Origin of the sequence: Roseivirga spongicola, assembly GCF_034376045.1 — a bacterium.
Lineage (GTDB): Bacteria > Bacteroidota > Bacteroidia > Cytophagales > Cyclobacteriaceae > Roseivirga > Roseivirga spongicola.
The window spans coordinates 989,960-1,006,190 of sequence record NZ_CP139724.1 but is presented as its reverse complement, the minus strand read 5'-3'; the positions used below and the strand labels follow the sequence as shown (position 1 = coordinate 1,006,190).

20 protein-coding genes are annotated in these 16,231 nt (G+C 40.8%); 13 read left to right on the top strand and 7 right to left on the bottom strand.

The genetic code is table 11. The annotated features are described in order from the left end of the window. Window positions 1–57: 57 nt before the first annotated feature. The 8 genes from T7867_RS04555 to T7867_RS04520 all read left to right on the top strand — a co-directional run bounded on the left by T7867_RS04555 (window position 58) and on the right by T7867_RS04520 (window position 6,933). Window positions 58–423 carry a MerC domain-containing protein gene (locus T7867_RS04555; protein ID WP_322299889.1) on the top strand — a complete coding sequence of 122 codons (366 nt, stop codon included), beginning with the start codon at window positions 58–60 and terminating at the stop codon, window positions 421–423. 12 nt (window positions 424–435) lie between these two features. After that, on the top strand, window positions 436–861 hold the full coding sequence (locus T7867_RS04550; protein ID WP_157717497.1) for a hypothetical protein: 426 nt from the start codon (window positions 436–438) through the stop codon (window positions 859–861). After that, the gene (locus tag T7867_RS04545; protein ID WP_068216228.1) at window positions 861–1,229 is read left to right on the top strand and encodes a hypothetical protein; all 369 of its coding nucleotides are present in this window, start codon (window positions 861–863) and stop codon (window positions 1,227–1,229) included. The genes T7867_RS04550 and T7867_RS04545 overlap by 1 nt, the downstream gene beginning before the upstream one ends. Next, window positions 1,229–2,428, top strand: coding sequence for a GTP-binding protein (locus T7867_RS04540; RefSeq protein ID WP_068216226.1), 1,200 nt, complete (start codon window positions 1,229–1,231; stop codon window positions 2,426–2,428). The genes T7867_RS04545 and T7867_RS04540 overlap by 1 nt, the downstream gene beginning before the upstream one ends. A 4-nt stretch (window positions 2,429–2,432) precedes the next feature. Beyond that, window positions 2,433–3,314, top strand: coding sequence for a hypothetical protein (locus T7867_RS04535; protein WP_068216224.1), 882 nt, complete (start codon window positions 2,433–2,435; stop codon window positions 3,312–3,314). 107 nt (window positions 3,315–3,421) lie between these two features. After that, a complete protein-coding gene (locus T7867_RS04530; RefSeq protein WP_068216222.1) occupies window positions 3,422–4,123 on the top strand; it encodes an ABC transporter ATP-binding protein in 702 nt (233 codons plus the stop codon). Between the two features lies 1 nt (window position 4,124). After that, window positions 4,125–5,516, top strand: a complete 1,392-nt coding sequence (locus T7867_RS04525; RefSeq protein ID WP_221405963.1) for an ABC transporter permease — start codon at window positions 4,125–4,127, stop codon at window positions 5,514–5,516. Between the two features lies 1 nt (window position 5,517). Then, on the top strand, window positions 5,518–6,933 hold the full coding sequence (locus T7867_RS04520) for a DUF3526 domain-containing protein (protein ID WP_322299888.1): 1,416 nt from the start codon (window positions 5,518–5,520) through the stop codon (window positions 6,931–6,933). Here the strand turns inward: T7867_RS04520 and T7867_RS04515 are convergent. The 3 genes from T7867_RS04515 to T7867_RS04505 form a co-directional block, all read right to left on the bottom strand. Continuing rightward, window positions 6,930–7,814: a cation diffusion facilitator family transporter gene (locus T7867_RS04515; protein WP_322299887.1), complete on the bottom strand. Its 885-nt coding sequence runs from the start codon at window positions 7,812–7,814 to the stop codon at window positions 6,930–6,932. The genes T7867_RS04520 and T7867_RS04515 overlap by 4 nt on opposite strands. Window positions 7,815–7,850: 36 nt before the next feature. After that, window positions 7,851–8,597, bottom strand: coding sequence for a ZIP family metal transporter (locus T7867_RS04510; RefSeq protein ID WP_068216215.1), 747 nt, complete (start codon window positions 8,595–8,597; stop codon window positions 7,851–7,853). 72 nt (window positions 8,598–8,669) lie between these two features. After that, a complete protein-coding gene (locus tag T7867_RS04505; RefSeq protein ID WP_068216213.1) occupies window positions 8,670–9,704 on the bottom strand; it encodes an FAD:protein FMN transferase in 1,035 nt (344 codons plus the stop codon). A gap of 110 nt (window positions 9,705–9,814) precedes the next feature. Here T7867_RS04505 and ruvB point away from each other — a divergent pair, with 110 nt between their 5' ends. The 5 genes from ruvB to T7867_RS04480 are packed head-to-tail and all read left to right on the top strand — an operon-like array spanning window position 9,815 to window position 13,329. Then, window positions 9,815–10,843, top strand: a complete 1,029-nt coding sequence (gene ruvB / locus T7867_RS04500) for a Holliday junction branch migration DNA helicase RuvB (RefSeq protein ID WP_273272221.1) — start codon at window positions 9,815–9,817, stop codon at window positions 10,841–10,843. Window positions 10,844–10,899: 56 nt separating this feature from the next. Then, entirely contained in the window at window positions 10,900–11,439 is a 540-nt protein-coding gene (locus T7867_RS04495) for a CopD family protein (protein WP_322299886.1), read from the top strand. Further along, a complete protein-coding gene (locus tag T7867_RS04490; protein ID WP_322299885.1) occupies window positions 11,436–12,089 on the top strand; it encodes an SCO family protein in 654 nt (217 codons plus the stop codon). The genes T7867_RS04495 and T7867_RS04490 overlap by 4 nt, the downstream gene beginning before the upstream one ends. A 10-nt stretch (window positions 12,090–12,099) precedes the next feature. After that, the gene (locus T7867_RS04485) at window positions 12,100–12,531 is read left to right on the top strand and encodes a c-type cytochrome (RefSeq protein ID WP_322299884.1); all 432 of its coding nucleotides are present in this window, start codon (window positions 12,100–12,102) and stop codon (window positions 12,529–12,531) included. 48 nt (window positions 12,532–12,579) lie between these two features. Further along, the gene (locus T7867_RS04480) at window positions 12,580–13,329 is read left to right on the top strand and encodes a TonB family protein (RefSeq protein WP_322299883.1); all 750 of its coding nucleotides are present in this window, start codon (window positions 12,580–12,582) and stop codon (window positions 13,327–13,329) included. Window positions 13,330–13,331: 2 nt separating this feature from the next. On the opposite strand, the gene T7867_RS04475 is transcribed toward T7867_RS04480, so the two are convergent. The 4 genes from T7867_RS04475 to T7867_RS04460 all read right to left on the bottom strand — a co-directional run bounded on the left by T7867_RS04475 (window position 13,332) and on the right by T7867_RS04460 (window position 16,165). After that, on the bottom strand, window positions 13,332–13,736 hold the full coding sequence (locus tag T7867_RS04475) for a hypothetical protein (protein ID WP_157717495.1): 405 nt from the start codon (window positions 13,734–13,736) through the stop codon (window positions 13,332–13,334). Window positions 13,737–13,807: 71 nt separating this feature from the next. Next, window positions 13,808–14,293 carry a hypothetical protein gene (locus tag T7867_RS04470; RefSeq protein ID WP_068216201.1) on the bottom strand — a complete coding sequence of 162 codons (486 nt, stop codon included), beginning with the start codon at window positions 14,291–14,293 and terminating at the stop codon, window positions 13,808–13,810. Window position 14,294: 1 nt separating this feature from the next. Beyond that, on the bottom strand, window positions 14,295–15,533 hold the full coding sequence (locus tag T7867_RS04465; RefSeq protein ID WP_068216199.1) for an ABC transporter permease: 1,239 nt from the start codon (window positions 15,531–15,533) through the stop codon (window positions 14,295–14,297). Next, a complete protein-coding gene (locus T7867_RS04460) occupies window positions 15,530–16,165 on the bottom strand; it encodes an ABC transporter ATP-binding protein (RefSeq protein WP_068216197.1) in 636 nt (211 codons plus the stop codon). The genes T7867_RS04465 and T7867_RS04460 overlap by 4 nt, the downstream gene beginning before the upstream one ends. Between the last annotated feature and the right edge of the window lie 66 nt (window positions 16,166–16,231).

The following is a 16,231-nucleotide window of genomic DNA, read 5'->3' as shown; positions in this document are numbered from 1 at the left end:
CCCAATTTGTGTTTGCAACGTTGTTGCAAATAATAAAAGAACTACCTAAAATTGCACATGGTTAAAGCTGTTAAAGATTCTGTGGTACTAGATAACTGGGGCATTGGTGTTTCCATTCTTTGCTCCATTCATTGTGCTTTAATGCCCATATTAATTGTTACTTCTGCCATTGTTGGTTGGCAGGCAGAAACATTAGAAGAGATTGAGCTTCCCCTCTTTATTGTTGCTGCAATCATTGGTTCTGTATCCATTCTCAACGTTTATTTTCAGAAAAGAAGAACCAAGCCGGTTTACTTTTTACTGGCAGGCCTAGCACTAATTTTAGTAGGAGGCTTTGTTGAGTCTGAGTGGCTCGAACCGGCCTTTAGGGTGCTAGGCTCCCTATTTATAGTGGCTGCACATGTTGTGAACAACGAACGCTAAAAAACGCTTGACATGAGATCCATACTAGTAGTCTCTCTGTTTGTTCTTAGTAGCCTGTTGGTAGATCAAGAGCCCAAAGGCTGGGAGCTTTTCGAAAAAGTAAAGTTCAGCCCTAAGTATTTTGAAGAGGCCGAAGCATATTTTGATGTGCCTACCTTCAACGAAGAATTAAAGGCCCTTGAAAAAACGGAAGTAACACTTACAGGCCATTACATTCCTTTAGAACTCGACTCCATTTTCATGCTTTCGGCTTTGCCTTTTAGTTCGTGTTTTTTCTGTGGTGGAGCGGGGCCAGAAACTGTTGCCGAAATACAAATGGAGAAAATTCCTGCCCTAGCTCCAGATCAGATTGTAAAGGTAAAAGGTAGGCTCAGGTTGAACGATTCAGATATCAACCACATGAATTTCATTTTAGAAGACTCAAAAATCATCAAGTAATGAGAGTAAAATCATTATTAACCCTTTGCATAGCATTAGTCATTTGCGCCTGTAGTGGAACAAGTAAAGAAGATCAGGCCCTGTATGACAAGGCCTACGAGAAGCAAAAAGAGATTATAGCTATTCTGGGCGAAATAGAGAGTGAGCTAGAAACATCCACTTTAGCGGAAAAAGATAGTATAGAAGAAGTGGTTGAAGAGTTAGAAGAAAGCCTCTTCGAAATTCCAGGTCACCACTTGGAATTACCTGGCCACGAAGGCCACGACCACAGCCATGGCAGAGTAGAGCTAAGCGCCCAAGCCATTTACGATGCTCATGCCGATATGCTCGAGCAGATAAAAGAAATTCAAAATACCCTTAAGAATTAATGACCAAATTACCGGTAACCGTACTTTCTGGCTTCTTAGGAGCTGGTAAAACCACTTTACTTAACCATGTGCTTCACAATAAAGAAGGGATGCGTGTGGCTGTTATTGTCAACGACATGAGTGAAGTAAACATAGATGCAGAATTGGTAAAGCAAGGCAATATGCTAAGCAGAACCGATGAAAAGCTTGTTGAAATGAGCAATGGTTGTATTTGCTGTACACTCAGGGAAGACCTGATTGAAGAAGTAGCCAAATTAGCGCTTGAGAATAAGTATGACTACCTGCTGATTGAAAGTACAGGTATTTCAGAGCCACTTCCAGTTGCCCAAACTTTCTGGTTTGAGAGTGATGAGCTGGAAGTAAACCTTTCAGATGTTTGCCAGCTAGATACCATGGTTACGGTGGTAGATGCTTTCAATTTCCTCAGAGATTTCAGCTCGCCAGATACCATTGCCGGTAGAGAGATGAATGATGATGAAGAAGATCAGCGCTCAATAGTCAACCTACTGACTGATCAGGTAGAGTTTGCTGATGTAATTCTAATCAACAAAGCCGACTTGGTGAGTCAAGAAGAATTGAATCTGTTAAAAGGAATAATTACTAAGCTTAACCCTAAAGCAAAGCTGATTAAAACGGAGTTCGGTAAAGTACCTTTGGAGACCATTCTCGGCACTAAGCAGTTCGATTATGAAACTACTTCACAGTCTGCCGGGTGGATTCAAGAGCTCGAAAATGAGCATCACCCAGAAACTGAAGAATATGGAATAAGCTCTTTTGTCTTTCGCGATAAGCGGCCTTTTCACCCTGAGCGTTTTTGGAACTATGTTTCAGTCATGTGGCCAGCCAATATAATTAGAAGTAAAGGTCTTTTTTGGCTTGCTTCTAGACAAGATGAAGCCTTAAGCTGGGGCCAAGCAGGTGGTTCATTAAGAGCAGATTTTGCAGGAGTTTGGTGGTGTTCTATGCCTTTTGAACAAAGAACGCAGTACGAGGCATTTGTGGAGAACAAGGAACATATTGAGTCTGACTGGAGCAAACTGTTTGGCGATAGAAAGAATGAATTGGTGATTATAGGGCAGAACATAGACGCAGAGCAAATCACCGAGGAATTGCGAGAGTGTCTATGCTCAGTAGATGAAATTGATGCTTGGCAAAAGAAGGAGAAATTTGCTGACCCTTGGCCAATCCACATGAATTAGGCCGATGAAAAAACTATATCTACAACTTTGCTTATTGTTTGTGTTGGCCTCTTGCGCTAGCACAAACAATCTGAACATTACTTCCAAAACTAGCCTTTGGAACCTATCTGAACTTTCGGAAACAGAACTGGCTATGGCCAATGAACTTTTGGCTTATGGTCTAGAACATGAGGCGCTTTATACTTTGCTCGATACGCTGAAGCCAATGAGTAGTATGGGGTTTCCTCTGTCTTACCCCATTGCAAAGGCTGGGGAAATGAAAGATGGAGATAAAAACGTTGTAGATCTTCGTTCTGACTCTACCCAAATGGCACTTGCCGAGCTTACTAAGTGGAATAATGTACTTGAAAGTCTATCGAATGAAGAGTTTTCGTTCCACCTAATTCCATATAGGTTTGCTTATCAAGGAAAGAGAAACCTTCAAATTCTTGTCGTCAGAAGAGATAAGTTAGCTGAATTGCTGAAAGATAAAGCGGCATTTTTCGCTCAGTGGGGTTTTACAGCCAATGCCGATCCAGCAACGGTTTTGACAGCTATGGAATTTGAAGAGCGAAATGATAGATACCGCGCTTATGGCTATCTTTTTGGTTACCCAGAGCATGCAGTAAACTTCTTTGTTGAAGCTTCAATTTCTGAGAAAGAAACAGGAGAGTTCGTAACCCGAGACTTCTTCAGTATACCTGTGGCGGTGGGTAAAACGGGCTACTTTACTTATGCCACTCCAAAGGGCTATACACCAATTGAGGTTGATTCTGCCATTTATAGGGCTGCCGTGTCTACTCTAGATCAATACATTTCATTGAAGCCAAAATATTCAGACATCGATGGCGAAGTAGATGCTGTTCGCCTCATTTCTGATTTTTGGAAGAGAAACACTGACCGATAGAATGGCTAACCGGCCACTCCTAAATTCATCAAAAATCATTTCTGCACTATTGTTGCAATTAATAATTAATCCATCATATTTGCATCATTGTTGCAAAATAGAAAGTCATGTTGCATGCCGTTAATTTAACCAAGAAGTATCAGGAAAATCTAGCTTTAGATAACCTGAACTTGGTCATTGAACCAGGAGACATTTACTGTCTATTGGGAGCTAATGGTGCGGGCAAGTCAACTACTATAAATCTATTTCTGAACTTTATAGCCCCAACAAGTGGCAAGGCGGTAATAGATCAGATTGAAGTATCTAAAGATCCGCAAGCCATTAAAAAGCTCATTGCTTATATACCAGAGAATTTGGTGCTGTATAACGAGTTGAGCGGTTTAGAAAATCTAGAATACTTTGTTGGCTTGGCAGGCATGAAGTATCAGCAAGACGAGTTGGTGAGTTTCTTACAAGAGGCGGGTCTTCAATCTGAGGCCTTCAAAAAAAGGGTGAAAACTTACTCAAAAGGTATGAGGCAGAAAATTGGAGTGGCTATGGCCATAGCCAAAAGAGCCAAGGTGCTTTTGCTAGACGAGCCTACTTCTGGGTTAGACCCTAAAGCAAGCAATGAGTTTTCAGAACTGTTGTTGCGTTTGAGCCAACAAAATGTGGCCACCTTAATGGCTACTCACGATTTATTTAGGGCTAAGGAAACAGGTACTGACATCGGAATTATGAAGTCAGGTAAATTGGTTGAGCAACTTTCTACAGAAGAGATCAACCATAGCGATTTGGAAAAACTATACCTCAACCACATGAACAATTGAGATGATGGTTTTCCGAGTAGCTAAAAAAGAAATTTTGGAGATGACCAGATCTGGTCAATTCAAATGGATGTTGGGTATTGTTGTGGCCCTAAGCGTTGTTGCCATTTATATTAGTCATGTTCATTGGCAAGAGAAAAACCTTCAGCGCGAATTGGCACAGGAAGATGCCAGATCACTTTGGTTAGCTCAGGGCGCAACCAACCCGCACAATGCTGCTCACTATGGCACTTATGCGTTTAAACCTCAATTTCCACTTTCTCTGATAGACCCAGGAGTAGAGAAGTTTACCGGGGTGTCTATTTTTCTAGAAGCACACTCTAGAAACGAAGCCGATAATGTGGCAGCTGCAGACCAGACCGGTTTATCGCGTTTTGGCGATTTAACACCAGATTTTATTCTGCTCTTTATTGTTCCACTTATGATCATAGCCTTGGGGCATCAGTCGGTTACAAAGGAAAAAGAGCAAGGCACACTAAGAATTATTAAGACTCAGGGAATAAGCAACCAGCAGTTAATCTTGGGTAAATGGTTGGGCAATTATGCTCCAGTAGCCATTCTCACAACAATTATATTTATTCTGGCTGCCTTATTCATAAGACAAATTGACTGGAAGTTCGTGGCAACAATGTGGCTAGTTTATCTAGCCTATTTTGCCATAGTCAACAGCATTACCCTTGTTATCTCCTCATTCTTAAATAACTCGGGTATTTCATTGGTTATATTATTAGCCATTTGGATTGTTAGTTGTCTGGCGGTTCCAAAGACCGCCAGCAGCTTTACCAATGAAAAACATCCTTATCCTACAAGGCAGGAGTTCGATGCTGCTGTGGCCGAAGATAAGAAGAAAGGTTTAGATGGTCATGACCCTTGGAGTGAAGCTTCTAAAAAATTGGAGCAAGAAACGCTTCAGGCTTATGAGGTGAGCAAATTAGAAGACTTGCCCTTCAACTTCGATGCGTTTAGAATGCAGAAGGGCGAAGAACACGAGACCGCTATTTACTTTAAGCACAACGAAAAGCTGAAAGAGGTACATCAAAAGCAGACTCAGGTATACCGTAGCTTGGCATTTCTTTCACCTTTTTTGCCTACTCGTTTTCTGTCCATGTCTCTAGCTAGTACCGATTACTCCACCCATTGGAATTTTGCAGATGCAGCAGAAAAACACAGAGTGGAAATGCAGAGAGTTTTAAATACCAATTTTGCCGAAAACTCTAAACTAGGTGAATGGAGCTACAAAGCCGATGCTTCTTTGCTTTCAGAAGTGCCAGAGTTCAATTTCGAAGCTCCTGATTTTGGCGAAGTAATGGATGCCAATAAGAGTAATCTCCTCATTCTTACTGCATGGTTACTGGGCTCGTTTGCTCTACTATTTTTTGCTTCAACCCGAGTTTAATATGGTCAGTCAGAATATCCGCCACGAGGTCAGACTTTTAAGCCGAAACTATTGGTTCGTTTCACTTAGTCTTGTTTTAGTCTTACTCTGTTTGTATGCTGGATACAACGGTTTAAGACATTTTGAAAGAAGGCAGGCAGACCAGCAACAAGCCATTGCTGCTCAACAAGAAAAGGAAGACCTAATACAAGAAGTGGCTTTAACCCTGAGCAAAGGAGAGGAGCATCCTAGTGCTTTTCGCCTTTCTCCAATGAATGTGGCTATTTATACTGGCCAATTGGCTACTATGCCAGCTACAGAAATGAGTAAATTGGCCATAGGTCAGAGCGATTTATATACTCATCAGATTAAGATTTCTTCTAGTGAAGACTTGGCTACGCTTAGTTTCAATGAGCTGAATAACCCAGTTCAATTACTATTCGGGAATTTCGACTTGGCTTTTGTGCTCACTTATTTGGTTCCACTAGTAATTATAGCTTTTACCTACAACTTAAGAACTCAAGAATTGGAGTCTGGTAGGCTGAGACTTTTGGCTTCTAACCCCATCAACACAAACTTGTGGTTACTTCAGCGTTTTATTATTCGCTATTGCTCTTTGGCCATAATTCTTACCTTCATTCTGACCCTTACAGCAGTAATGGTTGGAATGGCGTTTAGCTTGAGCCTAGTTACTTTCTTTTTGCTGACCTATGCTTACTTAGCCTTTTGGTTTGCTGTTTCTTATCTGGTTAATATTTACGGGTATTCTTCGGCCAAGAATGCTGTTTCGCTGCTCTCCTTATGGATTTTGCTTGTGCTGATTCTTCCAACCGTTATTAATCAGGCTGCCAATACCGTGTACCCAATGCCTTCAAGGGTAACATTACTTAATGAAATTAGGCAGACCAAGAAGGAATTGAGCCAAGAACAAGATAAAGTGTTAGATGAGTACTTGAGGAATCATCCAGAGCTTATTCGTAATGAAGGACAGAATGCTTATGGCTACTGGCAAGGCTATTTTGCTAGCCAGGAGTTAATGGAAGAGCAGCTATCGCCTGTAATCACTAGGTTCGATGAACAACTAACTAAACAACAGAAGTGGGTAGACTCGTGGGGTCTGTTAAGTCCGGCAGTTCTATTTCAAGATGGTGCTACTGAGTTGGCGGGTACATCTTCAAAAAACTATAATGAATTTAAGGCTAATGTGAGGTCTTTCAGTTTGGATTGGCGAGCGCATTTTATGCCTTTTGTATTCGATAATTCAATGCTAGAACACAGTGATCTGGAAGCACTACCAAAGTTTGAGTACCGATCGTTTTTAGGCACCTCGGGTGTACTAGTTAATATTTCTGTCCTATTGATTTTGTCTGTGTTGATGGCTATGAGAGGCCTTGCTTTGGAAGGGAAGCAAGAGCTTTTATCATTTAGTAGAAGTTAACACCCATCGCAATGTTCATCCTTCAACTCAAACTCAAGGGTTGAGTGCTCAATGCCTAATTCGTGAAGTAAGTGCTTTGCTCGTTTTTTAATAGCAGCCTGAAGGCGTAAGTCATAAGATTTATCTAGTACCAAGTGAGCAGAGAAGACATGATATTCCCCGTCCATTGACCAGATATGGCAATCATGAATTTCAAGTACCTCAGGGATGGTTCTGAGCTTCTTGTGTACTTTCTCAATATCAATTTCTTTTGGTGTTGCTTGAAGAATGATTTGGAAGCTCTTCTTGATGTTCACAAAGACATTGTAAATAATGAAAAGAGCGATTAACACAGAAAGTAGCGGGTCTATAAAGTACCAATCGAAGTACATAATGAGTAAACTACCTATAAGTACAGCTACCCAGCCGAGTACATCTTCCAGTAAATGCAGACTAATGACTCTTTCATTGATAGAACTGCCTTTTCTCAGCCTTAAAACAGCTACACCATTCACTACAACTCCGAAAATGGCAATGTAGAGCATGCCTTTTTCGTCTACCTGACTTGGGTTCATAATAGCAGGTGCCGCCTTGCTGATGATGATTACTGAACCTACTAGAAGTACAACAGCATTGATTATGGCTCCGAGTAAAGAGAATCGCTTATAGCCATAAGAAAAGGTGTTGTCTCTCTTCTTTTCTGAGAGGTTCTGAAAGTACCAACTCAAGCCTATGCTAATGCTGTCGCCAAGGTCATGCAGGGCATCAGACATGATAGCCATACTACCAGTTAGGAGCCCACCGATAAACTCAATAACCGTAAAAGAAAGGTTAAGAAAGAATGCAACCTTAAGGTTTTTGGTGCTTTGCCCGTGCCTGTGATGATTATGGTGATGACCCATGTCCAAATGTATTAAGAAAACCTACGCAACACAGTTTCAGATAAGTACCTGAGCTAAAACCGCAGACATCGCGCCAAATACTGATACCCCGAATCTTTGCCAATTGAGCTTGTGATTGGGATCTGTTTCTATAAAAATGGTTGTAGAGATTTGCAGAAAACTACCAGCAACTACTGCAAAAAATATAATCATGTACTTTTCTGGAAGAACATGCCCGTTACTAAGAAACTCACCAGTAAATAGTCCTAAAGGCGAAGCTAGCGCAAAGACTAGAATAAGCATATAAGCTTTGGCTTTACTAGACATTTTATAAAGCAGAAGGGCCATAAGCGCTATTGCCGCTGGAATTTTATGCATTATTATGCCAAGCAATATCTTCGGAGAGCTGCTTTGAGCGTGCTCTGCATCTGTTACATGGTGTGAGTGTAAAGAATCGGTAAGAATGCTTCCTTCTAAAAAAGAGTGAAGGCTTAGGGCTATCAATAGGTAAGTAACTGAGAAGTTGGCATGCTGATGTACGTGTCCGTGTTCTACACCACTGGTGAAATTCTCTATGATTTTCTGTAAGAAAAACCCCAATAGTATATAAAGCCCAAGACTAAACGGATCTTCTTTAGAATAGAAAAGATCTGGAATAAGGTGAATGATGGTCATTGCAAATAGATAAGCACCAGCAAAAACCAAAAAGAGCTGAAGGCGCTTAGTAGAAAAGCCTGAACTCTTAATGATAACAAGAGCCGGCAATGCAACAGCCAGAAAAAGTAAAATAGCTTTAATTAACAATTCTCAAATTTTGCATCTGCAACAGGATTGCAAAGATGAGAATAAAATCCATTTCTGGACTAAATAGTTCAGTTATTCGCCATTTTCTGTTTTTACCGTCTTCCCTTTTAGTCCAGAAGAGAGGTAGGTAGTAGTTTCGCCATTTTCATCTGCGAATATCAAATAGCACTCAAGGGTAGGGTCGGCTTCTATCAGTTCAATGCTTTTTTCTTTACCAAGCACCATACAGGCAGTAGCATAAGCATCGGCTAGCATACAAGAAGGGGCAAGAACTGTAGCGCTAAGTAAAGTCTGCATTTTTGGATAGCCTGTAGAAGGGTCTATTGTGTGAGCTACTTTTCGGCCATCTTCCAAGACTCGGAAATTTCGGTAATTGCCAGAAGTAGCCATTCCTTGGTTTTCCAAATGTAAGGCATCGAACAAGCCACCAATTCGCTTTTCATCAGGAACCTCAATACCAATAGTCCAGAATTCACCATCAATATTTTTGCCTCTAGTTCTTACTTCTCCACCAATTTCAACCATAAAATTTTCCATGCCCTGCTTAGTAAGCCAGTTGGCAATTACATCTATGGCTTGCCCTTTAGCAATGGCAGAAAAGTTCAGTTTCACACCAGGAATATCTAAAGCAGCATATTCAGAATTGTAAGAGATTTTGTCTAGCCCAACAAAGCCAAGCAAAGAGTCTACTTGAGCAGAATCTGGAGCAATTAGTTTACCATCACCAAAGCCCCATGCATCAATTAATTGTCCAATAGTTGGGTCAAAAGCCCCATTTGTTTCCTTATGCACTTTATTGCTGGCTTCTAACACTTCGTGGAAATAAGGTAGCTCAAATTCAACTCGGCCAGCATTATTTAAAGTTGAAATCTCCGATGAAGGAATGTAGGTAGAAAGCGCCTGATTGAAGTCTTTGAGCAGAGAATCGAACTGCATTTTAAAGTTTCGCTGCTTTTTGTCGAGGTATTTAATGTTATAGGCAATTGTGCCCATAGTAGTGCCTTGAATTAAAACCTCTTTGGGTTGATTTTCGCGATAGGTATACACCACAAAAATTGCAATGAGCAATACAATTAAGTAGATCCTTGAGCGCTTATTCCTGTCCATTCCCTTATTTTTGGCAAAGATAATTGAATTGAAAGCCGAGGGTGCTACTTTTCTGTTACATTTCTGTAATGTGCCTAAGGTTGATTATCTTTTGAATGAATTTCTGCTGAATGAGGGAAGATTATCTTGATCCTAATGCAGACGACTATAGCTCGTCTGAAAAAGACATAGAAAAGGCTTTGCGCCCACTTTCTTTCGATGATTTTACTGGACAAGATAAAATCATTGAGAACATCAAAATATTTGTGTTGGCTGCCAAGCAAAGGTCGGAGCCTTTAGACCATGTGTTACTGCATGGCCCTCCCGGACTTGGGAAGACTACACTCTCCAATATTATCGCCAACGAACTTGGTGCCGAAATTAAAACTACCTCTGGTCCTGTTTTGGACAAACCTAGCGATCTGGCTGGCCTTCTGACAAACCTTGATGAAGGCGATGTGCTTTTCATTGATGAGATTCACAGGCTTAACCCAATTGTGGAAGAGTACCTCTATTCAGCCATGGAAGATTATAAAATCGACATCATGTTGGATTCTGGGCCGAATGCCAGAACTGTTCAGATCGGGTTGAATCCATTTACTTTGGTTGGTGCAACTACTCGTTCTGGTTTGTTGACTTCTCCTTTGAGGGCTCGTTTCGGAATAAATGCTAGGTTGGAATATTACGACTCAAAGTTACTGACCAACATTGTGCTTCGCTCTTGTGATATTCTGAATACTCCGGTAGACGAGGAAGCCGCTTATGAAATAGCTAGAAGGAGTAGGGGAACCCCTCGTATTGCCAACAACTTACTCAGAAGAACCCGCGATTTTGCTCAAATAAAGGGAACTGGAAGAATCACGAAAGAGATAAGCGAAATGGCGTTGAACGCGCTAGATGTGGATTCTCATGGTTTGGACGATATGGATAACCGTATTCTTACTACCATTATTGAGAAGTTTAAGGGTGGGCCAGTTGGTATTTCAACCATTGCCACTGCTGTGGGCGAAGAAGCAGAAACCATAGAAGAGGTTTATGAGCCGTTTCTAATTCAAGAAGGATTTCTGAAAAGAACTTCTAGAGGAAGGGAAGCCACTCATTTGGCCTATGATCACCTTAAACTGAAGAAGCCTGGCCAAACAGGTACTTTGTTTGGGTAGGGAATTTTCAAATCAACAAAATGCCTAATTAACCAATCGGTTATTACCTTTGTCTTATGGCCAACTTGTACATCAAGTCACTGCATATCATTTTTATAGTTACCTGGTTTGCAGGGCTTTTTTACATTGTTAGACTCTTTGTTTATCAGACAGAGGCACTGGAAAAACCTGAACCAGAGCGCTCTATTTTGAGTAAGCAGTTGGCTCTTATGGCCAAAAAGCTTTGGCTCATTATCGCTTGGCCATCGGCAATTATCACACTGATTCTGGGCACAACTATGATAATCCAATATCCAGATATGCTCAAGCTGCCCTTTATGCACATAAAGCTCAGTTTTGTTGTGTTGTTGTATGTATATCAACTGTATTGCCACAAAATTTATAGGGAATTGCAGCAAGGTGTAGCAAGGCTAAGTTCTATAAGACTCAGAATTTTCAATGAAGTGGCCACCATTATTCTTATCTCGGTGGTGTTTTTAATAGTTCTAAAAAACCAGCTAGACTGGATAAAAGGTACACTTGGTTTTGTGGGTGTAACTGTTGTATTGATGATAGCCGTTCAGGCATACAAAAAAATTAGAGAGAGAAAAGAATGAAAAAGATTACTCTTCAAGTGATTTCAGTATTAGTTGTATTTGCAGCTGTGCTAAACGGATGTGGTAAAGGTTCATCAAGTCAACAATTACCTATTTTAGGCAGAACCGACTACAAAGAGGTTGGTGGAAAGGTAGATACTATATACCATACCATTCCTAGCTTTCAATTTATAGATCAGGATAGCGCTCTTGTAACTGAGGCTACAGTTGACAATAAAATCTACGTAGCCGATTTCTTCTTCGGAACTTGCCCAACTATTTGCCCTGTAATGAAGCAGCAAATGCTGAGGGTTTATGAAGAGTTTAAAGACAATCCCAACTTTGCTATTCTGTCTCATACTATAGACCCAGACCATGACACCGTAGCTTATCTGAAGGATTTCTCTGAAAGACTCGGGGTGCCAGACAACAAGACTTGGCACTTTCTAACAGGTAATAAAGACGAGATTTATGAAATAGGAAGTGGCTCAGGTTACTTGGTTCCTGTTGGAGAAGATAAAGATGCTCCTGGTGGGTATATTCACAGTGGTGCTTTTATTCTAGTTGATGGCCAAAGAAGAATTCGCGGCATGTACGATGGAACCGATCCTAAGCAAGTGACAGCACTAATGAGTGATATTCCGAAACTATTGAAGGCATATGACGAGTAAAGCTAGAAGCTTGAAGCTGAATTTTATTGGCCTCATGGCTATTCCCTTTTTATCTCTCTTCGCTTCTTGTGCTGGAGAGAAGTCTGAAGGAGCAAAAACCCAAGAGCGCTTATCAGATACCGAGATTAAGTACTTCACCAATGGCAAGAAGCTTTATACTCAGTATTGCGCGAATTGCCATGCAGAAAATGGTGAGGGTTTAGGCAGACTTATTCCTCCTTTAAAGAATTCGGATTACTTGTTGAGTGACATTCCCAGAGCTGCTGGAATTATCCTTAATGGTATGAAGGGGCCAATACAAGTTAATGGGGTTGAGTATAATCAGCCTATGCCAGCTAACCCAAAATTGAATCAGACCGAGGTACTAGAGATTTTAACTTATATCACCAACTCATGGGGAAATGAATACGGTGGAGTAGCCCCTGAGTTGATCAAAAAATAAAACCATTGTTCAATTTGCTATAGGCCTGTTAGCTCTTTATAATTGGCTATGCTTAAGAACACACTCCTATTTATCTTCCTTGCTATTTCAGTTTCAGTCTACGGACAGAAAGTTAGAATTGACAGCACCTTTTATGAGGGGTCTGAGGTTCTTACTGAGTCAAACTCTGGCTATACTTCAGTTGAAGTTTGTGAAGTTGATAGAAGAGGCCGAAAGATTGGAAATTGTACTAGATACAGTCAAAATGGACAGTTACTTGAAATTTCTTCTTTTGAAAAAGAAATTCAAACAGGCCCCTACTTTCTCTATTCAAACGAAGGCATTCCTGAGTTGGAAGGCAGTTTTTCAAATGGAAAAAAGGATGGTGTTTGGGTCAATTTTGATGATGAAGGTGAGCCCAAGGAGATAACAATTTATAGCATGGACAACGAACTCAGTTCTCGAGAGCTAGAGATTATCGATCCGCTTGAAGCAAAAGATTCAGAGGGGAATCCACTAGTAGACTCTCTCCCATCCTTTGAAGGGGGACAGCAGGGTTGGCTAAATCACCTTAAATACACACTTCGTTATCCAAGAGAAGCCAAACGAATGGGGCATCAAGGCGATGTTTTTGTAAAATTTGTCATTACCAAAGAAGGCTATGTTATAGCACCTGAGTTAGTTAGGAGTCCAGCGCGTTCATTAGGGTATGAGGCGATGAGAGTAGTTAGTCTTTCACCAGATTGGATTCCTGCTAAGAGCAGAGGTCAAGAGGTTGATACCTTTCTGGAATTGCGAATTGCATTTGCCTTAAGATAAAATTACTTCAAAGCCTCTTTGGCTTTGGCCATAGAGGTGTTAATTGCTTCTTTTACATCGATTACTCTTTCCATTTCAGCTGCTAGGTACTCCTTTTGAGCTTCCGTACCGTTTTTCATCTCCATGTACTGTTGAGAATTTTTGCTCCAGTCGCGCATCCAGCTCATCATTCCTTCCGAGGCCTCGTCTAATTCTTGCGCAATATTTTGTAGCTCAGAAGCATTTTCAGCGTTCACCTCAGAGGCTTTTTCAATGACTTTCCGCTTTAAGCTCATTAGCTCACCCATCTTCGGCATCACTTCATCATGTATATCAAAGATTTTATTCTTTTCGGCTTCAGCATCAAAACCGCTTCCACAAGAAACGAATAAAGTAAGTACGAATAGGAGTAAAGAGAGCTTCTTCATAACATTGAATTTTGCCACTAAGTTAAGCAGCTCTCTCTTGATTAGAGTTATAAAAGTTACAGAATAAGAGCTTAGTAGCTATCGTCAGATAGGCCCAAGAACTCACCATCTACCAGCTGATACATTAGCTTGTCTGGGTTGTCTGCATTGAGTTTAAGTTTACCTCTAAACTTCAATCTCTTGGTGTTGTACTTATACTTTTCTCCCTCTTTAAGGTGAACTTCCATTACGGTTTCTGGACCTCCTGAACCACAGAAGAAACATTCTGAAATTGGCAATAAGGAAAGAATTAGGTAATCGTAAACAAAAGTATAGTCAGATGGAATAATGTAGCCTTCAACCTCAACCACTTGGTCTCTTAGGTCTTCTATTTTTTCTCCGAATACAGGTACATACAAATCACCGTATTCGTCTTTTTGAATTTCGTATTTAACATCGGCCAATGTTCTCCAAACCTGAATCCCCCTCATTTTCACTCCATCTTTTTCATCAGGATTTTGAGCTTGAACAAAACCAGTGGCCGTTATGAACATCAAAATGATTAATATTTTTTTCATCTTATTCTTTTGCTAATACTTCTGAAATATCTGTCTTGTATGCATTGATTGCAGGAATCAGAGAGGCTATTATTCCTATGCCCACACTAATTAACATCACTGCCAGCTCTTGTTTGACAAAAATTAGGCCTGTTAACCCAATTTCATCAGATTTCTCATAAAGACCAGCTAAGAACTCTGTTAGTCCGTGGCCTATTAAGAAACCCAATAACCCTCCGAGCACGGTTATAATTACTCCCTCTAATACTACGTGAAAGAAGAGTTTTGTTTTAGATGCGCCTAAAGAACGCATAATGGCAAGGTCGTATTTTCTGTCTTTTAGTGCATTATATAGTGAAATGAATATGCTCAAGCCAGCAATGATAATAATGATTACAGCAAATGCTTTCAGCAGGTCTACGCCAATTCCAAGTAAGGAGAACAAACGCTGTGTTTCGAATGCTGGTGAGGCAGCCTGCATGTTGGTGTCCGCATTAATCATTCTAGGTAAAGTCACTGCTCCCATTGGAGAGCGGAACTTTATAAGCATAGAGGTGATTTCGGCATCTTCATCGCCTTCAGGAAATCCCGTTTCATAAGCAGATCCCAGTTGAGGTTCGCTGTGTTCTTCGTGATGCTCTTCATCGTGGTCATGAACAGCCCAGACACTCTCAATATTGGTGAGAATGAGCTTATCAATAACACTATTGTTTTCTTCCAAAATGCCCACAATGCGGTAAGACATTTCTTCATGTTCCATGTCGGCAACGGAAAGACCGTGAGCTCCGAAAAATGTATCTCCAACCTTTAAGCCTAAAGATTGAGCCACATTAGACCCTACAACAGCGTCTAAGTTGTTTTTCCATAACTCACCTTCGTCCACAGCTGCATCAAATAGCTTTACGTAATCGTGGTTTGTTCCCACAATTCGATAGCCCCTGTAGTTATCTCCTAATGCCAATGGTATGGCCGAGGCTATCAGCCTGTTCCTTGTGAGGTCTTTGGCCTCTTGAAGCTTTATGTTGCCTGTAGGGAAGTCTATATGGTAGACATTGGCAAGTATTAATTGAAGTGGGCTTCCTTTGGCTCCAACAACCAAATCTACTCCTTTTTTATTCTTAGCCAGATTATCTTCTAATTGGGAGCTTAGTAAAATGAGCACCAGAATGATGGCAATACCCAAGCCCATCAATAACATGTTGAGCACCATGTTTAGTGGCCTGGCTTTAATATAATTCCAACTTAATGATAGGAGGTTCATGCGGTAGCTAGGTTAAGTTGAAGTTCAAACTGATCTTTCACACGCTGATCATGTGTGGCAATTAATAGAGATGCTTTGTATTGCTCTGCCTGAGATTGGAGTAGCTGAATAACTTTCTGAGCGTTTTTATCATCAAGGCTGGCAGTAGGTTCATCTGCTAAAATTACTCTTGGCCTATTCAATAATGCTCTTGCAATGGTTACCCGTTGTTGCTCACCTTGGCTTAATTCGCGAACGCTTTTTTTGATTTTTTCTCCCAATCCAAGTTCACTCAGTACTTCTTTTACTCTTCCTTTGTCTTGCACCATGCCGGCCAAGTATTGAGCCAGAAGTAGGTTGTCTTGAACGGACAACGCACTGATTAAGTGTGCTTTTTGAAAAACCAAGCCAATGTTTTGCCCTCTATACTTGTCCCTTTGAGAACCAGACAGGCTGTATATATCTGTTTCACCTATAGTTACTTTGCCTTGCTTGGGAGCTAGCAGCCCGCCAAGAATGTGCAATAGTGTGGTTTTTCCACTTCCTGAAGAACCTAACACCATAAGGTGTTGCGACTCTTTTACCTCAAAATGAGGTATTGAAAGAATCTTATGGTCTGAATATCCGAAAGAGAGATTGTCAATGATAATCATAGTACTGCTCTGAGCCACAAATTAAGTGAAGGCTCGTCAAATTCAGAAACCGCCTAACAGATATAC

What these genes read in the sequence shown, in the direction of transcription:
- T7867_RS04555 (WP_322299889.1), top strand. Translation starts at nt 58, where the DNA reads ATGGTTAAAGCTGTTAAAGATTCTGTGGTACTAGATAACTGGGGCATT.
- T7867_RS04550 (WP_157717497.1), top strand. Translation starts at nt 436, where the DNA reads ATGAGATCCATACTAGTAGTCTCTCTGTTTGTTCTTAGTAGCCTGTTG.
- T7867_RS04545 (WP_068216228.1), top strand. Translation starts at nt 861, where the DNA reads ATGAGAGTAAAATCATTATTAACCCTTTGCATAGCATTAGTCATTTGC.
- T7867_RS04540 (WP_068216226.1), top strand. Translation starts at nt 1,229, where the DNA reads ATGACCAAATTACCGGTAACCGTACTTTCTGGCTTCTTAGGAGCTGGT.
- T7867_RS04535 (WP_068216224.1), top strand. Translation starts at nt 2,433, where the DNA reads ATGAAAAAACTATATCTACAACTTTGCTTATTGTTTGTGTTGGCCTCT.
- T7867_RS04530 (WP_068216222.1), top strand. Translation starts at nt 3,422, where the DNA reads ATGTTGCATGCCGTTAATTTAACCAAGAAGTATCAGGAAAATCTAGCT.
- T7867_RS04525 (WP_221405963.1), top strand. Translation starts at nt 4,125, where the DNA reads ATGATGGTTTTCCGAGTAGCTAAAAAAGAAATTTTGGAGATGACCAGA.
- T7867_RS04520 (WP_322299888.1), top strand. Translation starts at nt 5,518, where the DNA reads ATGGTCAGTCAGAATATCCGCCACGAGGTCAGACTTTTAAGCCGAAAC.
- T7867_RS04515 (WP_322299887.1), bottom strand. Translation starts at nt 7,814, where the DNA reads ATGGGTCATCACCATAATCATCACAGGCACGGGCAAAGCACCAAAAAC.
- T7867_RS04505 (WP_068216213.1), bottom strand. Translation starts at nt 9,704, where the DNA reads ATGGACAGGAATAAGCGCTCAAGGATCTACTTAATTGTATTGCTCATT.
- ruvB (WP_273272221.1), top strand. Translation starts at nt 9,815, where the DNA reads ATGAGGGAAGATTATCTTGATCCTAATGCAGACGACTATAGCTCGTCT.
- T7867_RS04495 (WP_322299886.1), top strand. Translation starts at nt 10,900, where the DNA reads ATGGCCAACTTGTACATCAAGTCACTGCATATCATTTTTATAGTTACC.
- T7867_RS04490 (WP_322299885.1), top strand. Translation starts at nt 11,436, where the DNA reads ATGAAAAAGATTACTCTTCAAGTGATTTCAGTATTAGTTGTATTTGCA.
- T7867_RS04480 (WP_322299883.1), top strand. Translation starts at nt 12,580, where the DNA reads ATGCTTAAGAACACACTCCTATTTATCTTCCTTGCTATTTCAGTTTCA.
- T7867_RS04475 (WP_157717495.1), bottom strand. Translation starts at nt 13,736, where the DNA reads ATGAAGAAGCTCTCTTTACTCCTATTCGTACTTACTTTATTCGTTTCT.
- T7867_RS04470 (WP_068216201.1), bottom strand. Translation starts at nt 14,293, where the DNA reads ATGAAAAAAATATTAATCATTTTGATGTTCATAACGGCCACTGGTTTT.
- T7867_RS04465 (WP_068216199.1), bottom strand. Translation starts at nt 15,533, where the DNA reads ATGAACCTCCTATCATTAAGTTGGAATTATATTAAAGCCAGGCCACTA.
- T7867_RS04460 (WP_068216197.1), bottom strand. Translation starts at nt 16,165, where the DNA reads ATGATTATCATTGACAATCTCTCTTTCGGATATTCAGACCATAAGATT.